General features: G+C 70.8%; 2 protein-coding genes (1 of these 2 cut by a window edge). Both read right to left on the bottom strand.

Features of this window, described 5'->3' with window-relative positions; genetic code table 11:
• Window positions 1-8920, bottom strand: partial view of a non-ribosomal peptide synthase/polyketide synthase gene (locus F5X71_RS17275; protein WP_167462926.1) — the beginning only. 11807 nt of this gene lie to the left of the window's left edge; 8920 of the gene's 20727 nt are visible here — the first part of the coding sequence; it begins with the start codon at window positions 8918-8920; its stop codon lies beyond the left edge, outside the window.
• Window positions 8920-24219 (bottom strand): non-ribosomal peptide synthetase, encoded by a 15300-nt coding sequence (locus tag F5X71_RS17270; protein ID WP_167462925.1) that lies wholly within the window; start codon window positions 24217-24219, stop codon window positions 8920-8922. Before F5X71_RS17270 ends, F5X71_RS17275 begins: the two co-directional genes overlap by 1 nt.

The raw sequence follows: 24219 nt of genomic DNA, 5'->3' as shown, positions 1-24219 counted from the left end.
GCGTCGGCGCGTCGGCGCGCAGTCCGGTAATGCTGATACCGCTGCGGTCGGCCGCCGTGCCGATACCGTCGTAGTCGACCGGATAGGACTCGAACCCGATCAGGCTGTCGAACAAGACATTCAGGCCGAGCGCACGGTGGATCTCGGGCAGTCCGACGTGCTGCCGGTCCAGCAGGGCGGCCTGACGCGCTTGCACCGCCGCCAGCAGGTCCGCGAGGGTGTCGCGGGGACCGAAGCGCACCCGCACCGGCACGGTGTTGATGAACAGGCCCACCATCGAGTCCACGTCCGGGATCTCGGGCGGGCGGCCCGACACCGTGGCGCCCGCGACCACGTCGTCACGTCCGGTGGATTTGGCGAGCAGGATGCCCCACGCGGTCTGCACGACGGTATTCACGGTGACACCGAGTTGCTTCGCCCGCCCCGGCACCGCGGCCGCCGTCGCCGCGTCCAGCGGCACCTCGATGCGACCGACTTCGGCGGCGCCGACCTCGGCGCCCGGCCCGGCGAGCAGGGTCGGTTCGGCCACCCCGCGCAGTTCCGCCACCCATGCCCGCACACCGGCGTGCGTATCCTGCCGCGCAAGCCACTTCAGGAAGTTCCGGTAGTCCGGCACGGGCGGCATGGCCGTGCCGTCGCCGGCACTGCTGTAGAGGCGCAACAGATCCCGGATCAGCAACGGCAACGACCAGCCGTCCAGTAGCACGTGATGAGTGCTGAACACCAATTCGGCGTGCTCGTCGGTCAGCTGTGCCAGCGTCATCCGCACCAGCGGCGGAATCGCCGTGTCGAAACGCGTGTTCCGATCCTCGATCAGCAGCCGCCGCAAGCTTGCCGCGCGTGCACTTTCGTCGAGTCCGCGCAGATCGGCCACGTGCCAGGGCAGTTCGACCCCGTCGACGACAACCTGTATCGGATCGTGGTGTGCCCCAGCGACGTACCCGGCCCGCAGGTTCGCATACCGATCGAGCAGTCCCTGCCCGGCGGCGCGCAGCCGGTCCGGCTCGATCGGCCCGGCCAGCTCGAACACCACCTGCATCTGATACGCGTCGAACCCGCTACCGGCCAGCTCTCGATGGAACAGCAGGCCCGACTGCATCGGCGTCGACGGCCACACATCGGCCAGGCCCGGATACTCCGCCTCCAGCGCCTCGATCTCGGCCTGGTCCAACGCCACCAACGGCAAATCGGACGGCGTCAGCCCGCCCGCGCCCGGTACGGCGGCGCCCCGCGCCAGCCCGACGACCGCGCGCCGCCAGAGTTCGGCGAGCTCCGCGGTCTCGTGCTCGCCCAGCACACCGGTGGGAGCCGCGAAATTCGCTTGCAGGACCGGGCCTTCGGGGCCGTCCACGACCAAGGCGGTGACGTCGAGCACCGCCAACGCGGGCACCGCCGGATGCGAGGTCGCCGCGGCGGCAGCACCGTCGCGCGCCGGGGCCCAGCCCGACCCCTGCCGCCGCTGCGGCAGCAGGTCACCGGCGGTGAACCGGCCCAGATAGTTGAATCCGATCTGGCCGGTCGAATACTCGCGCAGCGCCTCGCCGCCGGCCGGATTCAGATAGCGGAGCAGCCCGAAACCGATCCCCTTGTCCGGCACCGCGCGCAACTGCTCCTTCACCGCCTTCATCGCCGTGCCCACGGCCGGGCCGCCCGCGCAGAGCTCGTCCCACTCGACGGCACCGGCGCACAGCCGCACCGGGAACACACTGGTGAACCAGCCGACCGTGCCGGACAGGTCAGCGCCCGCGACGGTGTCCTCTTCCCTGCCATGGCCTTCCAGGCGCACCAGGACCGAATCGTCGCACGTGTCAACGGTGTGCCGCGCGCACCGGCCGCGGCCGTGCCGCCACCGGTGCACCGCCGCGGCCAGCGCGGCGAGCAGACCGTCCTCGACGCCACCGTGATACGCGGCGGGCAGCGTGGCGAGCAGTGCCTCGGTCACCGATGCGGGCAACTCGACGCGCACGTGGGCCACGGTCGCCATCGCATCCACGGCCGGGTCCAGCGGACGCGCACCCAGCAGCGGATCGGGAGGCTCGAGCACCGCGCGCCACCACGGCAACTGCGCGGCCCAGCGCGGGTCGGCCGCCCGCTCGGCCAGCCCGTGCGCCCACCGCCGCATCGACGTACCGCGTACGGGCAGCACCGGTGCCGCGCCCGCCGCGACCTGTTCCCAGGCTGCGGCCAAGTCCGGCAACAGGATTCGCCAGGAGACCCCGTCGATCACCAGGTGATGCGCGAGCACCGCGAGCCGTCCGGACCGCGCGGGCCCGGCGTCGAACCAAACGAACTGCACGAGCACACCGTCCGCCGGAGACAGCCGCGCGACCGCGGCGTCGACGTGCGCGCGGATGTCCTCGGTACCCGCCCCGGGCACGGGAACGTGGTGCAGCAGGCTGCGCGCGTCCACCGCCCCGACCGGCGCCACCTCCAGCCCCGGGCCGCGCTCGTCGTCGACGAGCCTGGCCCGCAACACATCATGGCGATCCAGCACCGCACCCAACGTCGCCACCAAACCCGCACGATCAATGCCGACCGGCAGCTCCAACAGCAGCGACTGCGTGAAACTGTCGAACCCGGCGCCGAACTCCCGCACGAACCGCGCCACCGGCAGCAACGGCAACCACCCCACACCACCACCCGGCAATTCCGCCAGCACCGTGTCACCGGCCCCGCGCGCCACCGCGATCGCGGCCAGCCCCGCGGGCGTCCGATACTCGAACACCTCGCGCGGGCTGATCTCCACCCCCGATTCCCTTGCCCGCGAAACGACTTGGATGGACCGGATACTGTCGCCGCCCAACTCGAAGAAGCTGTCGTCGACACCGACCTTCTCGACCCCGAGCACCTCCGCGAACACCGTCGCCAGCACCTGCTCCTGGGCGGTGCGCGGCGCTTGGAAGCGCGCCGAGGAGACGAACTCGGGGTCGGGCAGCGCGGCGCGGTCGAGCTTGCCGTTCGCGGTCAGGGGCAGCGCCGCCAGCACCATGACGACCGCGGGCACCATGAACTCCGGCAGTCGCTCGGCGACGAAACCGCGCACCTCGGCGCCGTCGAGTTCGGGATCGCCGGTGGCCGCGTATCCCACCAGTCGCCTGTCGCCGGTCCCGGTGGCGCGGGCGAGCACCACCGCCTGGGTGACCGACGGATGTTGCGCCAGCACGGCTTCCACCTCGCCGGGCTCCACGCGGAAGCCGCGGATCTTCACCTGGTCGTCGGCGCGGCCAACGAACTCCAGCACGCCCGCCGCCGTCCAGCGCACCACGTCGCCGGTGCGATACAACCGGCCGCCGGCGTCGTCGAACGGATCGGCGATGAACCGCGCCGCGGTCAGCCCGAACCGGCCCCGGTAACCGCGCGCCACTTGCGCACCGGCCACATACAACTCACCGGGCACGCCGAGCGGGACCGGGTTCAGCCACGAATCCAGCACGTACACCCGAGTATTCGGCACCGGACGACCGATCGGCACCGCGCCCTCGCACGCCGGATCGGCCTCGTGATCGGTCACGCAGGCCGTCGTCTCGGTGGGACCGTAACCGTTCACGATCCGCGGCGCGGTGGCGCGTGCCGTCGCCTTGCGCACGACACCCGCGCTCAATTCGGCACCGCCGACGATGACGCGCCGCAGCGACCGCAGCGGGTCGGCGGGCAACGACGCGACATGTTCGGTCAAGGCCGCGAGCAAGGGCGGCGTCGCGAACATCTTCGTCACCGACCTCGCCGCGATGAGCCGGGTCATCTCGCCGGGATCGGACCGCTCGGCCCCGGCCAGCACCAGGGTCGCGCCGCCGCACAGTGCCGGCCAGATCTCGTAGGTGGAGGCGTCGAACGCGATCGAGGAGTGCACCAGCACCCGCTCCCCCGCCTCGATCGGCCATGCCTGCGCCACCAGGTTCACCACGTTGCGATGGGTGACACCAACGCCTTTGGGGACGCCGGTCGAGCCGGAGGTATAGATCACGTAGGCCAGGTGCTGCGGGCGCGGCAACCGCGCGACGCCCGCGCCCGCCGCCAAGCCGCCGTCCAGGCGCAGCTGCGGCACGGCGGTATCGGGCAGCAGCGGCGCGGTGGCGGAGTCGGTCACCACGACGACGGGTGCGGCATCGGCGAGCACGAAGCGCACCCGATCCGAGGGATACGCCGGATCGATCGGCAGGTAGCCGCCGCCGGCCTTCAGCACGCCGAGCAACGCCACGAGCAACGCCGCGGTGCGCGGTAAGGCCACGGCGACAACGGCGTCCGGCCCGACGCCGAGCCCGGCCAGCACCCGGGCGAGACCGTCGGCGCGCGCGTCGAGCTCACGATAGGTCAGTTCGGCATCGGCGCAGACGACCGCGAGCGCCTCCGGTGTGCGGGCGGCCTGCGCCGCGAACAGCCCGACCACGGTGGTCTCCCGCACCGGCGCGGCGACGCCGTTCCACCGGCGCACCATGGCATCTCGCTCGCCGGGATCGAGCACGTCCACACGCCCCACCGGCAGGTCCGGGTCGGCCGTGACCTGGCCGAGCACCCGCAGCAGCCGTGCCACCATGGTCTCGACCGTGCCGCGATCGAACAGCTCGGTGGCGTATTCGACCAACCCGCGCCAGGCCTGACCGGCGGGGGCGTCGGCGATGTTGAACAGCAGATCGAAGCGTGCGACGCCCAGCGACACATCGTAGGGCGTGAATTCGGCGCCGGGCAGGTCGAGGGTCGGCAGGACGTTGTTCTGGAATGCCAGCGACACCTGGAACAGCGGATGATGCGCCGCGGAGCGCACCGGATCGAGCAGCTCCACCAACAGCTCGAACGGCAGGTCCTGGTTCTCGTACGCGGCAAGCGCTTTCGTCCGCACCTGGGCGAGCAGCTCGGCGAACGACGCGGCGGGCCGCACGGCGGCGCGCAGCACCCAGGTGTTGACGAAGAACCCGACCAGGTCGGTCAAGGCCTCGTCGGTACGACCGGCGATCGGCGAGCCGAGCGGAATATCCTGGCCCGCACCGAGTTCGAACAGCAGCACCGCCAAAGCCGACTGCAACACCATCGCGACGGTCGCGCCCTCGCGGGCCGCCACCCGCTCGACCGCGGCACGCGTCGCGACATCGATGTCGAACGCCACCACGTCCCCGCGATAGCCCGCGACCCGCGGCCGCGGCCGGTCCGTTGGCAGCCGCAGCTGTTCCGGCAGGTCCGCCAGTTCGTGCCGCCAGTATTCGAACTGCCGCGACAGCACGCTGTCCGGATCGGTCGACGCGCCGAGCAGGTCACGTTGCCACAGCGTGTAATCGGCGTATTGCACCGGTAGCGGCGACCACTCCGGCGGCAGGCCCGCGCGGCGGGCGGCGTAAGCCGTGGCCAGGTCCCGCAGCAGCGGCGTCATCGACCAGCCGTCCCCGGCGATGTGATGGATCAGCAGCACCAGCACACACTCGTCCTCGGCGCAGCGGAACACGGTGGCGCGCACCGGGATCTGCGTCGCGAGGTCGAAACCGTAACGCACGGCGGCCCGTACCGCGCCGGACAGCGCGCCGGGGTCGGTCGCGGTCACGACGACGGGGACCTCGACGCTGTCCGCGGCGACGATCTGTTGCGCGGGCACGCCACCGGTCTCGGTGAAGCGGGTGCGCAGGCTCTCGTGCCTGACGACCACATCCCGCAATGCCGCGCCGAGCGCCGCCACATCCACGCCACGCAACCGCACCGCCAACGGGATGTTGAAGGTGGCCGAGGGCCCCTCCAGGCGATGTACGAACCAGAGCCGCCGCTGCGCGTACGACAGGGGCAACACCGCCGGACGCGGACGTACCGACAGCGCGGGCCGGGGCCGGGCCCCGGAATCGAGCCGCGTCACCAACTGCGCCACGGTCGGCGCCTCGAAGATCGCGCGGATCGCGACCTCCGCGCCCAACGCCGTGCGCACGCGGCTGGCCAGCCGCGTCGCCAGCAGCGAGTGACCGCCGAGTTCGAAGAAGCTGTCGTCCACCCCGACCCTGTCCACGCCGAGCACCTCGGCGAACAGCTCGGCGAGCAGTCGCTCCTGCGGCGTGCCGGGCGCGCGATAGTCGGCCGTGGACCGCAGCTCCGGCGCCGGCAACGCGGCCCGATCGAGCTTGCCGTTCGCGGTCAGCGGCACCGCGTCCACCACCAGCACCGCGGCGGGCACCAGGAAGTCCGGCAACCGGGTACCGAGGAAGCGCCGCACCTCGGCGCCGTCGAGTTCGGTCGCGGCCGTGCGTTCGGCGACCACGTACCCGACCAGCTGCTTGCCACGCGAGGCGGAGTCCACCGCGACCACCACCGCCTGGGCGACGCGGGGATGCTGGGTCAGCGCGGCCGCCACCTCGCCCGGTTCGACCCGGAACCCGCGGATCTTGACCTGATCGTCGACCCGCCCCGCGAACTCCAGCACCCCGGACCGGTGCCACCGCACCACATCCCCGGTCCGATACAAACGACCGCCCGCGGGGTCGAACGGATCGGCCACGAACCGAGCCGCCGTCAACCCGGCACGGCCCCGATAGCCACGCGCCACTTGCGCACCGGCGACATACAATTCGCCCTCGACCCCGACGGGCACGGGCAGCAATCGCGAATCCAGCACGTACAACCGAGTATTGGCCACAGGGCCACCGATCGGCACCGTCGCACCGGGCACGATCGCGGGGACCACATGCGAGCTCACGTGCACCGTCGCCTCGGTCGGCCCGTAGAGGTTGTCCACTCGCACGCCCCCGCACACCGACCGCAGCCCATCGACCAGCGCCGCGGACACCGTGTCCGCACCGGTGTTCACCTGGGTCAGGGTGGTCAGCGGCCGGTCCGGCAAGGGCGCGACGTATTCGACCAACGCCGCCAGCAGGACCGGCGTCGCGAACATCTTCGTCACCGCGTGCCGCGCCACGAGCCGCGCGATCTCCGCCGGGTCCGACCGTTGTTCGGCCGCGATCACCAAAGTCGCGCCACCGCACAGCGCGGGCCAGATCTCATAGGTGGACGCGTCGAACGCGATCGAGGAGTGCACCAGCACCCGATCCGACGGCCCGGCCGACCACGCCTGGGCCACCAGGTTCACCACGTTGCGATGGGTGATACCAACACCTTTCGGCACGCCGGTCGACCCGGAGGTGTAGATCACGTACGCCAGGTCGTCGGCACGGGGCAGCCGTACCGGACCCACCCGACCGGTATCCTCGGTGTCGATATACAGGCGCGGGATCTCCGTGTCCGGCAGCACCCGCGCCGTACCCGAATCGGTGACCAGCACGACCGGCGCCGCGTCGGCGAGCACGAAAGCCAGCCGCTCCGAGGGATACCCGGGATCGATCGGCAGATAGCCGCCCCCGGCCTTCAGCACCGCGACCAGCGCGACCGCCAGGTCCGCCGAGCGCGGCAAGGCCACCGCGACGATGCGGTCCGGGCCCACGTCCCGCGAGATCAGCACGCGCGCCAGCCGATCCGCGCGCGCATCGAGGTCCCGATAGCTCAGCCGGTCCGCGCCGCGGATCACCGCGATCGCGTCCGGTGTGCGCGCGGCCTGGGCTTCGAACAGCTCGACAAGGGTGCGGGCGGGGAGCTCGCGCGCGGTGTCGTTCCAGCGCCGCAGCATCGATTCGCGTTCGACGGAGTCGAGCACCTCGAGCGATCCGATCCGACGGTCCGGTGCGGCCACGACCACCCGCAACAGCCGGACAAATCGGGCCACCATCGCCTCGATGGTGACCCGATCGAACAGATCGGTGGCGTACTCGACGTGGATGTCCCAACCCGCGCCCGCGGCACCGACATTGAACGTCAGGTCGAATCGTGACGTCGTCGTGGCCAAGGCGTACGGCTCGACATCGACCCCGGACAGGGAAAAGGCCGGTGCGGTGTTGTTCTGGACGCTCAGCAGTACCTGGAACAGCGGATGGCGCGCGGCCGAACGCGCCGGGTTGAGCAGCTCGACCAGCAATTCGAACGGGAGGTCCTGATTCTCGTACGCGGCCAAGGCTTTCGCCTTCACCTGTTCGAGAATCTCCGCGAAGGTCGCGGTCGCAGACACGTGGGCGCGCAGCACCCAGGTGTTGACGAAGAATCCCACGAGGTCTTCCAGCGCGTCGTCGGTGCGGCCCGCGATGGGCGCGCCGAGCGGAATATCCTCGCCCGCACCGAGTTTCGCCAGCAGCACGGCCAAGGCCGACTGCAGCACCATTGAGACGGTGGCACCCGAGGCGTCGGCGTATCGCTGCACCTCGGCGCGCAGTTCCGGCTCGACCCGGTGCACCAGCAGGTCCCCGCGCCCGCTGGCCACCGGCGGCCGTGGCCGATCCGCCGGCACCGGCAGCTGTTCGGGCACGCCGTCCAATTCCCGCCGCCAGTACGCGAGTTGCCGGGACAGCACACTGTCCGGGTCGGTGGCCGATCCGAGCAATTCCTGTTGCCACAGTGTGTAATCCACGTACTGCACCGGCAGCGGCTCCCACGCCGGCGCGCCACCCCGCCGTCGGGCCGCGTAGGCCTCGGACAGGTCGCGCAGCAGCGGGGTCATCGACCATCCGTCCCCGGCGATGTGATGGATCAACAGCACCACCACGCAGGCGTGCTCCGCGTAGCGGAACACCTCGGCGCGGACCGGGATCTCACTCGCCAGGTCGAATTCGTAGCGCACCGCCGCCGCCACAGCGGTGTCCAGGTCGGCGGGGTCCACCGCCACCACGGATACCGGTACCTCGACGCGCTCCACGTCGAGCACCCGCTGTCCGGGCACGCCGTCGACCTCGACGAAGACCGTGCGCAGGCTCTCGTGCCTGCCGACCACGTCACCGACCGCCGCCGCGAAGGCGCCCGCGTCGAACCGGCCGGTCAACCGCACCGTCAACGGCATGTTGTAGGTGGCCGACGGGCCCTCCATGCGGTGGATGAACCACAACCTGCGCTGCGCGTAGGACAACGGAATCATCAGCGACCCACCTCTCGGTTCATCCTGCGCAGCGCCGGTCGCCGGGAGGGCGTCAGTCCGGGCCAGCGCTCGGCGAGTTCCGCGACGGTCGCGGCCTCGAACAGCACCCGGATCGGCACCTCGACGCCCAACACCGCCCGAATCCGGCTGGCCAGCCGGGTCGCCAGCAGTGAGTGCCCGCCCAGCGCGAAGAAGCTGTCGTCGATCCCGACCCGTCCCACCCCGAGTATTTCGCCGAACAGGCCGGTCAGCGTCTGCTCGAGCTCGGTGCGCGGTGCGCGAAACACCTTGCCGGACAAGAATTCCGGGTCCGGCAGTGCGGCGCGATCGAGCTTGCCGTTCGGCGTCAACGGCACGGCGTCGAGCACCAGCACCGCCGTCGGCACCATGAAGTCCGGCAGCCGCTCCGCCGCGAACGCCCGCACGCCCGCGGGCAGCAGACTGTCCTGCGGGTGGTTGGCGTACCGTGCCCGATCCCCGAGCGGCCGCGCGGGCACGTACACGCCGTCGAGCGGGCGGCCCGCGAGCGCGGCGGCGACGAACACGGCGTCCATCCGGTCCGGCCGCGTGGACCAGGTGACCGCGGCGGTGTACCCGAACCGTCCGGCCAGCACGTGCAAGTCCTCGGGCAGCAGGCCGATCTGCGCCCCATCGGTGGGCTCCAGCATCCCCTCGAAGCCCACCGCGCGCGGATCGTCGCACGACCCGACGGACACGGGACGCCCCGCCGCGACGCACTGCGCCGCCACGATCTGACCGGTCAGTCCGGCGTGCGGAATCCCGGTGACCCGAATGCCGTCCGGCGGGCGTGACTCCATCAGCTTTCGCAGCCGATCCGCGTCCTCGAATTCGACTTTCGGCACTTCGATCACCGACAGCGGTGCGGGTGGCGCCTTGTGCAGCACCACGTCGTAGCGGAACCTGGTCAGCTCGTTCACCGCGCGACCGCGCTCGAGCTGGATGTCGACGGCGTCGAATCCGGCCGTGAGGAAGTACTCCGGCGCGAGTAGCAGCTCCTGTTCCGCGGCGATCTCGCGCCGGACGCGGTCCTCGACCGCCGCCGGGTCCTCGCCGCCGTGCCGGGTGATCTGCACGGCGGTCGTGAACTCGTGCAGCAGAGCGAGATTGCGCACATCACCGACGAAAACCGCGCCGCCGGGCGCCAAGAGACCACGAACCCGGTCGAGCACGCGACGCAGATACCGCTCGCCCGGGAAGTACTGCACCACCGAGTTCAGCACCACCGTGTCGAAGTGGTGCTCGGGCAGCCCGGTCACATCGTCGGCGGCCTGGGCACTCAGCATGACCCGGTCCGCCCAGTCGGCGTCGAATGTCGCGAGCCGCCGCCGGAGGCGGTCGACGGTCGCCGCCGACAGGTCCGTCGCCCAGTACTCGGCGCACTCCGGCGCGATTTCGGACAGCAACAGGCCCGAGCCGACGCCGATTTCGAGCACCCGGCGCGGGCGCAACCCCCGGATGCGCTCGACCCGCGCGCGCCGCCACTCCCGCATCTGCGCCAACGGGATCGGGGCGCCGGTGTAACTGCTGTTCCACCCGCCGAAGTCGGCGCCGAACACCGTATTCTCGGGCGCTGCGGCCGCCGCGCCGTTGTGCCCGTTGCGGCTACCGGACGCGGCGCTGTCCGCCTGGCTCACACCGGAATACAGATCGTCGTAGACCCGGCGCCACTGCCCCACCAGCTCGTCCTCACCGCCGGTGGACCCCGACCGGTCGGCGACGACGTAACCGATCAGCTGTTTGCCGCCCGCCTCGGTGTCGCGCGCGACGACGACGGCATCACACACCGAAGGATGCTGGGCCAGTACGGTTTCCACCTCGCCGGGTTCGACGCGGAAGCCACGGATCTTCACCTGGTCGTCGACCCGGCCCGCGAATTCCAACAACCCGGATCGGTTCCAGCGGACCACGTCCCCGGTGCGATACAGCCGCCCGCCCGCCGGATCGAACGGATCGGCCACGAACCGCGCCGCCGTCAACCCCGGACGACCCCGATAGCCCCGGCCTACCTGGGCGCCCGCCACGTACAGCTCGCCCACCACCCCTACCGGAACCGGCTCGAGCCACGAATCCAGCACGTACACGCGAGTATTCGGCACCGGACGACCGATCGGCACCGGACGACCGATCGGCACCGCGCTATCGCGCGCAGGATCGGCCTCGTGATCGGTCACGCAGGCCGTCGTCTCGGTAGGCCCGTAACCGTTCACGACCTGGGCCTCGGCACACTGCGCGTGCAGCTTGCGCACAACATCGGCGCTCAGCTCGGCGCCGCCGACGATCACCCGGCGCAACGACCGCAGCGGACTGCCCGGCAGCGACGCCACGTGGTCGGCCAGCGCTGACAGCAACGGTGGCGTGGCGAACATCTTGGTCACCGACCTGCGCTCGATCAACCGGGTGATCTCCACCAGATCCGAGCGCTGCTCGCTCGTCAGCACGACCGCGGCGCCGCCGCACAGTGCGGGCCAGATCTCGTAGGTGGTGGCGTCGAACGCGATCGACGAGTGCGCCAGCACCCGGTCCTCGGGCCGCACCGACCAAGCCTGCGCGACCAGGTGTGCGACGTTGCCATGGCTGATGGCAACACCTTTCGGCACACCGGTGGACCCGGAGGTGTAGATGACGTACGCCAGGTTGCACGGCGCGGGCCCGCCGACGGGCTCGGGCAGCGACGGGCCGCGGCCGCTCATGGCGTCGACCACTTCGGGCGCATCCAGCTCGAGACGCGGGAGCGATGTCGACGGCAGCAGCTTCGCGGTCACCGAATCAGTCACCACAACAACGGGATTCGCATCTGTCAGCACGAATTCGACCCGATCCGAGGGATAGGCGGGATCGATCGGCAGATACCCGCCCCCGGCCTTCAGCACGCCGAGCAGCGCCACCAGCAGTTCCGGCGACCTGGGCAGCGCCACCGCGGCGAGCACGTCAGGGCCGACGCCGTGGGCGGTCAGTGCCCGCGCCAACCGGCCGGCGCGCGAGTCGAGTTCCCGGTAGGTGAAGTCGCGGTCGGCACAGACCAGCGCGAGCGCGTCCGGTGTCCGTGCGACCTGTGCCTGGAAGACAGCGAGCAAGGTCGTCTCGGTCATCGCGGCCGCGGCACCGTTCCATCGCCGCAGCACCAGCTCTCGTTCGTCCCCGCCGAGCACATCGATCGCTCCGACGGCCGCGGCGGGCTCCCGCACGATCTCGCGCAACACCTGTTCGAAGCGGCGCACCATGGTCTCGACCGTGGACCCGTCGAACAGTTCGGTCGCGTACTCGACCAGCCCGTGCCACGCCTGCCCGGCCGGTGCGTCGGTGATGTTGAAGAACAGGTCGAATCGCGCGGTGGCCGTGGTGGCGACGTACTGCTCGAATCGCACGCCCGGCAGATCGAGGGTCGGCGCGGTGTTGTTCTGGAACGCCAACGACACCTGGAACAACGGATGGTGTGCCGCGGAGCGGGTCGGATTGAGCAGCTCGACCAGCAGCTCGAATGGAACGTCCTGATTCTCGTAGGCCGCCAGCGCCTTCGCCCGGACCTCGGCGAGCAGCTCTCGGAACGACTGGCCCGCCGCCACTCTCGCACGCAATACCCAGGAGTTCACGAAGAAGCCGACCAGCTCGGCGAGCGCGTCGTCGGTGCGCCCGGCGATCGGTGCGCCGATCGGAATATCCTCGCCCGCACCGAGTTTGCGCAACAGCACCGCCAGCGCGGCCTGCAGCACCATCGAGACCGTCGCGCCCTCCCGCGCGGCCAGCCGCTCGACCGCCGTGCGTGTGCCGGGGTCGATCTCGAAGAACACCATGTCACCCCGATAGCTCGCCACCCGCGGCCGGGGGCGATCGGTCGGCAGTGCCAGTTGTTCGGGCAGGCCGTCGAGTTCGCGCCGCCAGTACTCGAATTGACGCGCGAGCACGCTGTCCGGATCGGTGGCCGAGCCGAGCAACTCGCGCTGCCACAGCGTGTAGTCCACGTACTGCACCGGCAGCGGCGACCAGTCCGGCGCACGACCGGCCGCACGGGCCGCGTACGCCGCCGACAGATCGCGCAGCAGCGGCGTCATCGACCACCCGTCACCGGCGATGTGGTGGATCAGCAGCACCAGCACGCATTCCCGCGCGCCACAGCGGAAGATGTCGGCGCGCAACGGTATCTCGGTGGACAGGTCGAAGCCGTAACGCACGGCCGCGGTGACCGCCGCGTCGACCTCGGCGGGCGCGACCGTGCCGCTGTGCACCGGGGCCGCGAGACCGTCGGCCGCCAGGACCCGCTGCGACGGTACGCCGTCGGCGTCGACGAACAGTGTGCGCAGACTCTCGTGCCTGCGCACGACGTCGCCGATCGCCGCGGTCAGCACCGCGACATCGGCCCCGTGCAGGCGCACCGCGAAAGCCATGTTGTAGGTGGCGGATGGCCCTTCGAGCCGGTGGATGAACCACAACCGCCGCTGCGCGAACGACAGCGGCACCACGGCGGGCCGCGACCGCGGTGCCAAGGTGGGCCGCAGCCGCGCGCCGCTGTCGAGCCGGGTCACCAACTGCGCCACCGTCGGTGCGTCGAACACCGTCCGGATCGGCACCTCCACGCCGAGCACCACCCGGATCCGGCTGGCCAGCCGGGTCGCGAGCAACGAGTGCCCGCCGAGGGCGAAGAAGCTGTCGTCGATGCCGACCCGGTCGAGGCCGAGAATCTCGGCGAACAACTCGGTCAGCACCCGCTCGCGCTCGTCCCGCGGCGCCCGGTAGGCGCGCGACGACGCGAACTCGGGGTCGGGCAGGGCGGCACGGTCCAGCTTGCCGCTCGCGGTCAGCGGCAGCGTGTCGAGCACCGTCACCGTCGCGGGCACCATGAACTCGGGCAGCCGATCGGCCGCCCAGCGCCGCACCTCCGCGGCGAGCAGTCCCGCGTGCGGGCTGCTCGCGTACTCCGCCGGATCGCCCTGCACCGCCGCCGAATACGCGTTGGTGAGCGGTCCGCTCGGCGCGGCCGCCGCGTCGACGAACACCGCCGTCATCCGGCCCGGCTCCGCCGACCACGTCACCGCGGTGCGATAGCCGAACTCGGTGCCGAGCCGATGCAGGTCCTCGGGCAGCAAACCGGTTTCCGGACGCGCGGACAGGTCGTCCAGCACCCCTTCGAAACCCGGTGCGAGCGCGCCGGTTTCCCGGTTCGGGTCGACCGGTGCGCCATTGCGGATGCGGTGCGCCGCCGCCACCTCGCCGATGAGCCCCGCGTGCGGTATACCGGTGACCTGTACCCCGGGTCGCCGCCGCTCGCACAGCAGCGCGCGCAGCGAACCAGCGTCGCGGAAGGCCGTTTTCGAGAGCTCGGCGACATCGACCGCGTTCTCCGGAGCCTTGTGCAGCACGACGTCGTACCGGTACCTGGTCAACTCGTTCACCGCGTAACCCCGTTTGAGCGCGATCTGCACGGCATCGATCTCGAGTACCTGGCGCAGGGCCGGGAAGTATTCCGGTGCCAGCAGCAGCTCCTGTTCGGCGGCGATATCGCGGCGCACCCGGTCCTCGACCGCCGCCGGGTCGGCACCGCCGTTGCGGCGGATCTGCGCCGCGGTCGCGAACTCGGTGAGCAACGCCAGGTTTCGCACGTCACCGACGAACACCGCGCCGCCGGGCGCCAGCACGCGCAGGGCAAGCGCGAGCACACGGCGCAGATAGCGCTCCCCAGGGAAGTACTGGATCACCGAGTTCACGACGACCGTGTCGAAGTAGCCCTCCGGCAAGCCGTTCGGATCGTCGGCGGCCCGGACGCTCAGCTCGACGCGCTCGACCCAGTCCTCGTGCAGTTCATCGAGCTGACGCCGCAGCGACGCGATGGTCTCGGCGGAGAAGTCGGTCGCCCGGTACTCCGCGCACTCCGGCGCCAGCTGCGACAACAGCAGGCCGGAGCCCACCCCGATCTCGAGCACGCGCCGCGGACCGAGCTCGCGAATCCGATCCACCGTCGTCGCGCGCCATTCCCGCATCTGTGCCAGCGGAATCGGCGCGCCCGTGTAACTGCTGTTCCAGCCGCCGAAGTCGGCGCCGAACTCGGGGCGCGGGTCGGTCCGGGCTTCCCCGGTGCGCGCCGCCGCGGCATACAGGTCGTCGTAGACCCGCCGCCACTGCCCCACCAGCTCGTCCTCGCCCACGACCGGCCCCGAGTGGTCGGCGACCACATAGCCCACCAGCTGCTTGGCGCCGTCGGCCGCGGCGGCGCGGGCCACCACCACCGCCTGCGCCACCGACGGGTGCTGGGCCAGAGCGGCTTCCACCTCGGCCGGCTCGACCCGGAAGCCACGGATCTTCACCTGGTCGTCGGCCCGGCCGACGAACTCCAGCACCCCCGCGCCGGTCCACCGGACCACGTCGCCGGTTCGGTACAGCCGACCGCCCGCCGGATCGAACGGGTCGGCGACGAATCGCGCCGCCGTCGTCCCCGGACGGCCGCGATAGCCCCGCGCCAACTGCGTTCCGGCCACGTACAACTCACCGGCGACGCCGACCGGCGCCGGAGTGAGCCATGAATCAAGCACGTAGACACGGGTATTCGCGACTGGCACGCCGATCGGCACCACCGCGTCCCCGGCACTCGCCGGCACCCGGTGGGCGGTGACGTCGACCGTCCCCTCGGTCGGACCGTAGAGATTGTCCACCCGCACACCGCCGCACACCGTGCGCAAAGCCTCGACCAGAGGCCCCGACAGTGTGTCGGCGCCGGTGTTCACCTGGGACAGGCTGTGCAGCGGTGCGCCGGGCAGGGCCGTCGCGTGCTCGGCCAGCGCCGCCAGCAGCGGCGGTGTCGCGAACATCTTCGTCACCGACCGCTCCCGCACCAGCCGGGCGATCTCGGCCGGATCCGACCGCTGTGCCGCGGCGAGTACCAGCGTCGCACCGCCGCACAGCGCGGGCCAGATCTCATAGGTGGAGGCGTCGAACGCGACCGAGGAGTGCACCAGCACTCGATCTGCGCGGTCCGCCGCCCATGCCTGCGCCACCAGGTTGACCACGTTGCGGTGCGTGATACCAACGCCTTTCGGCACACCCGTCGACCCGGACGTGTAGATCACGTACGCCAGGTTGTCCGGCCGCGGCGCGACCGCAACATGGCCGCCCGCCGCCGGCGCGGTGGCGTCGAGCCGAAGCCGCGGAATCGCGGTGCGGGGCAACGTGTACTCGGTGGTCTCGTCGGTGAGCACGAGCACGGGGGCGGCGTCGTCGAGCACGAACGCCATCCGCTGCGTGGCGTACACCGGATCGATCGGCAGATAGCCGCCACCGGCCTTCAGCACCGCGAGCAAGGACACGATCAGTTCCGCGGACCGGGGCAAGGCCACCGCCACAATACGATCGGGCCCCACGCCGTGGACACGCAGGAGCCGGGCGAGCCGATCCGCTCGCGCGTCGAGCGCACGGTAGCTGAGCTCGGTCGCCCCATCGACGACAGCCACCGCCTCCGGTGTCCGCGCGGCCCGCGCTTCGACCAGCCCGTGCAGCGTGGTCTCCGGAATCGCCCGCGCGGTGTCGTTCCACCGGGACAGCACCTCGGTGCGTTCGGCGGCGCCGAGCAGGTCGATAGCGCCCACCGGCACGTCCGGGCGCGACACCACCTGCCGCAGCAGCCGAACCAGCCGCGCCACCATGGTCGCGACCGTGGTCCGATCGAACAGCTCGGTCGCGTATTCGACGAAGCCGCCCCACGGCGCACCGGCGGGCGCGTCGGACACATTGAAGAACAGATCGAAACGCGAAGTCGCGGTGCACACGTCGTACGGCTCCAGCCGCACGCCCGGCAATGCCAGCGCGGGCAGGGTGTTGTTCTGGAAGGCCAGCGTCACCTGGAACAGCGGATGATGCGCCGCCGAACGCACCGGATTGAGCAGCTCCACCAGCAACTCGAACGGAATGTCCTGATTCTCGTAGGCGGCAAGCGCTTTCGCACGTACCTGAGCGAGCAACTCGGCGAACGACGCGGCGGGCGTGACGGCGGCGCGCAGCACCCAGGTGTTCACGAAGAAGCCGACGAGATCGGCCAGCGCCTGGTCGGTCCGGCCCGCGATCGGCGCGCCGATCGGAATATCGTCCCCCGCACCGAGTTTGGCCAGCAGCACGACCAGCGCGGATTGCAGCACCATCGAGACCGTCGCGCCTTCGCCCGCGGCGAGCCGTTCCACCTCCGCGCGCAGCGACGCGTCGATCTCGAAGGGGACCACATCGCCGCGGTAGCCTGCCACGCGGGGACGCGGCCGATCGACGGGCAACCGCAACTGTTCCGGCAGGTCGGCCAGTTCGCCGCGCCAGTACTCGAATTGGCGCGCCAGCACGCTGTCCGGATCGCACAGGTCACCGAGCAACTCGCGCTGCCACAGGGTGTAGTCGACGTATTGCACCGGCAGCGGGGCCCAGGCGGGCGCGCTGCCCGCGCGCCGGGCGGCGTAGGCCGCGGACAGATCGCGCAGCAACGGGGTCAACGACCACCCGTCCCCGGCGATGTGGTGGATCAGCACCACCGCGACGCACTCGTCCTCGGTATATCGGAAGACGCTTGCGCGGATCGGGATCTGCGTCGACAGATCGAATCCGTAGCGAGCCGCCGCGGTCACAGCCGCGTCCACTTCGCCGGCGACCACCTCGGTCACCACGACCGGCACCTCGACCTCGTCGGCCGCGCGCACGCACTGCGACGGCACGCCGTCGGCCGCGACGAAGATCGTGCGCAGGCTCTCGTGCCGGGCCACGACATCGCGCACCGCGGCGCCGAACGCCGCGACGTCCACCCCGCCCAGCCGCACCGCGAGCACCATGTTGTAGGTGGCCGATGGCCCCTCCAGACGGTGGATGAACCACAGCCGCTGCTGCGCGTAGGACAGCGGAATCACCTCGGGCCGTGGGCGACTCAGCAGCGCGGGCCGCACCTGCGCGTCCGCGTCGAGCCGAGTCACCAACTGCGCGACGGTCGGCGCGTCGAAGACCGTGCGGATCGGCACCTCCACACCGAGGACGACCCTGATCCGGCTGGCCAGCCGGGTGGCGAGCAGCGAATGCCCGCCCAGCTCGAAGAAGCTGTCGTCCACGCCGACCCGGTCGCGGCCGAGGATCTCGCGGAACAACTCGACCAGCATGTGTTCCTGGATGGTGCTCGGCGCGCGATACCGCGCCGCCGCGCGCAGTTCCGGAGTGGGCAGGGCGGCCCGATCCAGCTTGCCGTTCGGCGTCAGTGGCAGCGCGTCGAGCACGAGCACCACGGCGGGCACCATGTACTCGGGCAGCCGTTCAGCGGCGAACGCGCGCACCTGCGCCGCGATCGTCTCGGCGGTGCCCGTCGCACCGGTGCGACGCGCGACGACGTAGCCGACCAACTGCTCCCCGCCCGCGGTGTCCCTGGCGACCACGACGGCGTGTGAGACCGAAGGATGCTGGGCCAGCACGCTTTCCACCTCACCGGGCTCGACCCGGAAGCCACGGATCTTCACCTGGTCGTCGATCCGTCCGACGAATTCCAGCGTCCCGGATCGGCGCCACCGCACCAGATCACCGGTACGGTACAGCCGGCCACCCGCCGGATCGAACGGGTCCGCCACGAATCGCGTCGCGGTCAGCCCGGACCGCGCGTGATAGCCGCGCGACACCTGGGCGCCGCCCACGTACAGCTCCCCCGCGACACCGACCGGAGCCGGCCGCAACCACGGGTCCAGCACGAGCGCGCGAACATCGGCGAGCGCCGAGCCGATCGGGACCGCCGTCGCATCCGCCGCCTGCGCGTCCGCGGCGAAAACCGTGGCGAACACGGTGGTTTCGGTCGGCCCGTAGCCATTGACCACCCGCACGCCGCCGCCTGCGGTCCGCGCGCGGTGCGCCGACGCCGCGTCGAGTTCGGCGCCGCCGACGATCACCTGATTCAGGCTGCGCAACGGGTCGCCTGGCAACGCTGCCGCGTGATCGAGCAGTACCGACAGCAGTGCCGGGGTCGAGAACAGCTTGGTCACCGCCCGGTCCGCGATCAGCCCGGTGATCTCGGCCGCGTCCGAGCGCGGCGCACCGGCGAGCACCAGCGTGCCGCCCGCGGCCAGCGCGGGCCAGATCTCGTAGGTCGAGGCGTCGAAGGCGATCGAGGAGTGCACCAGCACCCGCTCGCCCGGCCCCGCGTCCCACGCCTGCCCGGCGAGGCCGCGCACGTTGTCGTGGGTGACGGCAACGCCTTTGGGCACACCGGTCGAACCGGAGGTGTAGATCAGATACGCCAGGTTGCCCGTCCGCGCGGCACCGGCGTGTCGTTCGGCGGCGGGGCCGCGGGTATCCAGCGCATCGAGGTAGAGGCGGGCGATCGCCGTGTCCGGCAAGGTGTGCGCGGTGGCGAGATCGGTGACGAGCGCGACCGGTGCGGCGTCGGCGAGGATGAACGCCAGCCGATCCGAGGGGTACGCCGGATCAATCGGCAGATACGCGCCGCCGGCCTGCCACACCGCGAGCAGGGCCACGATCAGCTCAGGCGAGCGCGGCAGCGCGACCGCTACGATCGCCTCGGGGCCTACCCTGTGCGCGATCAGGACCCGGGCCAGGCGATCGGCCCGCTCCGCGAGTTCGCGATAGGAGATCTCGACGTCCGTGCCGATAACCGCCGTCGCGTCCGGGGTGGCGGCGGCCTGCGCCGCGAACCGCCCGATGACGCTGTCGTGCCGCCCGAGCGAGGTCTGCGGTCGCTCGGGCAATGCGTCGAGCTCGTTCCACCGGCGTACCACCAGATCTCGTTCCTCGATGTCGAGGACCTCGATGGCGCCCACGGGCCGGTCCGGGTCCGCCGCCGCCTCTCGCAGAATCCGCACCAGGCGCGCCGCCATCGCCGCGACAGTGTCGCGGTCGAACAGTTCGGTGGCGTATTCGATGTACCCGTGCCAACCGGCGCGGTCGGCACTCCCGTTGTCCCGCAGACCTTCCGGTGCCTCGGCGATGTCGAAGGTCAGATCGAAGCGCGAGCTGGTGGTCGGCGGCAGGAACGGCGTCACCACCGTGCCGGGCACCGCGAACTCGGGATAGGGGTTGTTCTGCAACGACAGCAGCACCTGGAACAGCGGATGATGCGCCGCCGAACGCACCGGGTTCAACAGCTCCACCAGCAATTCGAAGGGCGCGTCCTGGTTCTCGTAGGCGGCAAGCGCTTTCGCCCGCACGCCGGCGAGCACCTCGGTGAACGCCGCCGCTTGCGAGACGGTAGCGCGCAGGACCCAGGTATTGACGAAGCAGCCGACCAAGTCCGACAGCGCCTCGTCGGTGCGCCCGGCGATCGGCGAACCGATCGGGATGTCGGCTCCCGCACCGAGTTTGCTCAGCAGCACCGCCAGCGCCGACTGCCACACCATCGACACCGTCGCACCCTCGCGACCGGCCAGCCGCTCCACCGCGGCACGGGTCGCCGCATCGACTTCGAACAGGACGCGGTCACCGTGATATCCGGCCACCCGCGGCCGCGGTCGATCCAGTGGCAGGCGCAGCTGCTCGGGCAGCCCGTCGAGTTCGGCACGCCAGTACTCGAACTGCCGGGCCAGCACGCTGCCGGGGTCGGCGGCCGAACCGAGCATCTCGCGCTGCCACAGCGTGTAGTCCGCGTATTGCACCGGCAGCGGCGACCATTCCGGCGCTCGCCCCGCCCGGCGCGCCGCGTACGCCCGCGAAACATCCCGCAGCAGCGTCGCCACCGACCATCCGTCACCGACGATGTGATGGATCAGTACCAGCAGGGCCCACTCGTCGTCGCCGTTGCGGAACACGCAGGCCCGCAACGGAATCTCGGTCGAGAGGTCGAACCGATAGCGCGCGGCCTCGGCCACTGCGGCGGCGGTCTCGGCGGCGTCCACATCGCAGATGCGCACGGGTATCCGCACATCCGGGTCCAGCACCCGCTGCGCGGGTTCCCCGTCGGTCTCGACGAAGATCGTGCGCAGGCTCTCGTGCCTGGCCACCACATCGGCGAGCGCGGCCGTCCAGGCCGCAGGCTCGAACGCGCCACGCACCCGTGCCGCCAGCGGCACGTTGTAGGTGGCGGAAGGCCCCTCGAGCCGGTGGATGAACCACAGCCGCCGTTGCGCGTAAGAGAGCGGGAGCACGGCCGGGCGCGGCCGGGTCGTCAGGGTGGGGCGCAGCTGCGCGCCGTCGTCGAGCCGAGTCGTCAACCCCGCCACGGTCGCCGCGTCGAACACGGTCCGGATCGGCACCTCGACGCCGAGCACCGCCCGGATCCGGGCGGCCAGCCGGGTCGCCGACAGCGAATGCCCGCCCAGCTCGAAGAAGCTGTCGTCCACCCCGACCCGGTCCACGCCGAGCACCTCGGCGAACAGCTCCGCCAGCACCCGTTCGGTCTCGTTGCCGGGCGCCCGGTACGCCGCCGCGGACACCCATTCCGGCGCGGGCAGTGCGGCGCGATCGAGCTTGCCGTTCGGCGTCAACGGCACCGCGTCCAGCACGAGTACCGCGGCGGGCACCAGGAATTCCGGCAACCGCTCGGCGGCGAACCGTCGCACCTGCGTCCCGTCCACGCCGTGCCCGTTCGAGTGCCCGTTGCCCTCGGGCCGCCCGGCGCGATCGAGCACCACGTACCCGACCAGTTGCTTGCCGTCCGCGGTGTCACGGGCGACCACGACCGCCTGCGCCACCGAGGGATGTCGCGCCAGTACCGCTTCGGCCTCGCCGGGCTCGACCCGGAAGCCGCGGATCTTCACCTGATCGTCGGCCCTGCCCACATACTCCAGTACGCCATCCGCGGTCCAGCGCGCGACATCGCCGGTGCGGTAGAGGCGAGCACCACCCGCCGGATCGAACGGATCGGCCACGAACCGGGCCGCGGTCGCCCCTGGCCTGCCCCGGTAGCCGCGCGCCAATTGGTCACCGGCCACATACAATTCACCGGCAACGCCGACAGGCACCGGCAAAAGCCACGCGTCGAGCACGTATACCCGCATGTTCCCGAGCGCCGACCCGATCGGGCTGCCGTCCCGGTCGCGCTGTGCCGCTGTGAGTTCCAGCCTCGTGACGTGCACAGTGGTTTCGGTGATCCCGTACATGTTCACCAGCACCGGACCCGCGCCCGCCGCCTGATACCACGGCCGCAGGTAGGCCGGTCGCAGTGCCTCGCCACCGAAAATCACCATGCGCAAGGCCGATCCGGTGCGGTCGGCGACGGCACGGGCCTCGGCCAGCGCGTAGAACGCCGACGGCGTCTGGTTCAACACCGTCACGCCCGTCTCGACCACCATGTCCCACAGCTGCGCCGGGGTGCGCACCACGTCCCACGGCACCACGGCGACCCGGCCGCCGTGCAGCAGCGCGCCCCAGATCTCCCACACCGAGAAGTCGAAGGCTTGGGAGTGGCACCAGGCCCAGACGTCATCGGGCCCGAACCCGCACCAGGACGCGGTGCTCAGGAACAGCGAGGCGACGTTGCGATGGGTGACCCCTACGCCTTTCGGCTGTCCGGTGGACCCGGAGGTATAGATGACGTAGGCCAGATTGCCCGGCCGCAACAGCGCCGGACGCACTACGCCGGAGCGCTCCCCCTCGACCTCGTCGACCGCGATGACGGGAACCGTGTGTCGCGGCAGGGTGTTCGCTGTCGCCTCATCGGTGAGCACCGCCACCGGCGCGGCATCGGCCAGCACGAAGGCCAGGCGTTCGGCGGGGTACCCCGGATCGAGCGGCAGGTAGGCACCGCCCGCCTTCACCACCGCCAGGATCGCGACGATCAGCTCCACCGAGCGCGGCAATGCCACCGCCACCACGCTGTCGGGGCGCACACCACGCGAAATCAGTGTGCGCGCAACGCGATCCGCCCACATGTCGAGCGCCCGATAGGACAGCGTCAGCGGGCCGGACACCACCGCGACCGCATCGGGGGCGCGGCGCACCTGTTCCTCGAACAGGCCGACCAGCGTCGCGTCGGGGTCCACCGGCACGGCCGTGTCGTTCCACGCACCGAGCACGCGCCCGCGATCGGACCCGAGAATGTCCACCGCGCCGATGGATACGCTCGGATCGGCGATCGCCTGGCGCAGAAACCCGGCGACGGCGTCGAGGTAGGTGCGCAGGTCGGCCTCGGTGTAGCGTTGCGCGTCGCCCTCGATACGCAGATAACCGCCACGGTCCGAGCGCCGCTCGTAATAGAAGACAATGGACAGATCGCCGCTGTTACCGGCGGAGTAGAGCTGTAGCTCGGCGGTACCGCCCGACATCTCCAATGCCCCGAAGAACGACATCACGTTGACGACGGGACCGAATGGATTTCCTTTTGTCTTCGGCATTTTCAGGTCCCGCCGGATGTCGGAGAGACCGTAACGCAGATGCGGTCGCGCACCGGCGATCGTGGCCGCGATCCGATGCGCCAGCTCCGCCACCGACAGGTGTCGGTCCGAGGCGATCAGCAGCGGCACGGTGTCGGAGAGCTGACACGGCGTCTTGTGCGCGATGCCGACCTGATTCGATACCGGTATCTGCAAACAGAATTCGTCGCGCAGCGCGTAGCGCTGGATCGCCGCCGCCGCGACCGCGAGCAACAGGTACGGCAGCTTCACCTCGGCCGAGCGCGCCGAGCTCAGGAGTCCGCCCAGCTCCGCACCGGAGAAGCTGTGCGTGCTGCCGATACGGCCCGGTCGCGTGCCCGGCGCCGCGTTGCCCGGCAACCGCAACGGCTCGATGCCCGCCGGGATCCGGGTGCGCCAGTACGCGCGATCGATCGCCCGCCGGTGCCTGCGGTAGGCGAGATCCTGCTCGACGATCTCGTCGACGTGTACGAAATCCGGTGGCGCGATGGCCTTTCCGGCCACCATGGCGCAGTAGACATCGAGCACCCGCTGCGCCCAGGTGGCCACGCCGACGCCGTCCATGATGATGTGGTGAAAGCACATCGACAGCAGATAGTGGTCGGTGCCGACCTCGAGCAGCGCGACGCGCAACAGCGAGTCCAGCGCCAGATCGAAGCCGAGCTCCCGCTCCCTGGCCATGTAGTCCAGCGCCGCCGCGGCGGGGTCGGATTCTGCGGTGAAGTCGACGTAGGTCGGCAGCCAATCCCGGATATCGCGCTCGACCTGCATCGGCCCGTTCGCACCCCGGACGATGTTCACCGTCAGCGCCGGCGACTCCGCGAATACCTGCCGGAGCGCGTCGGTGAAACAACCCAGTTCCAGCTCCGTGCGGATATCGATATAGACGATGCAGTTATTGGGAATATCGGAAAGTTCGTGTGCGATCCACAGTTCTTTCTGAATCGAGGTCACATTGCGCAGCAGTGATTTGTTACCGGATTGCAT

Source organism: Nocardia brasiliensis, assembly GCF_011801125.1.
Classification (GTDB): domain Bacteria; phylum Actinomycetota; class Actinomycetes; order Mycobacteriales; family Mycobacteriaceae; genus Nocardia; species Nocardia brasiliensis_C.
Note: the sequence above shows the minus strand (reverse complement) of the source record. Positions and strands in the feature narration are given on the sequence as shown.

Coding starts and splice junctions, on each gene's coding strand:
- F5X71_RS17270 (WP_167462925.1), bottom strand. CDS start 24,219: ATGCAATCCGGTAACAAATCACTGCTGCGCAATGTGACCTCGATTCAG.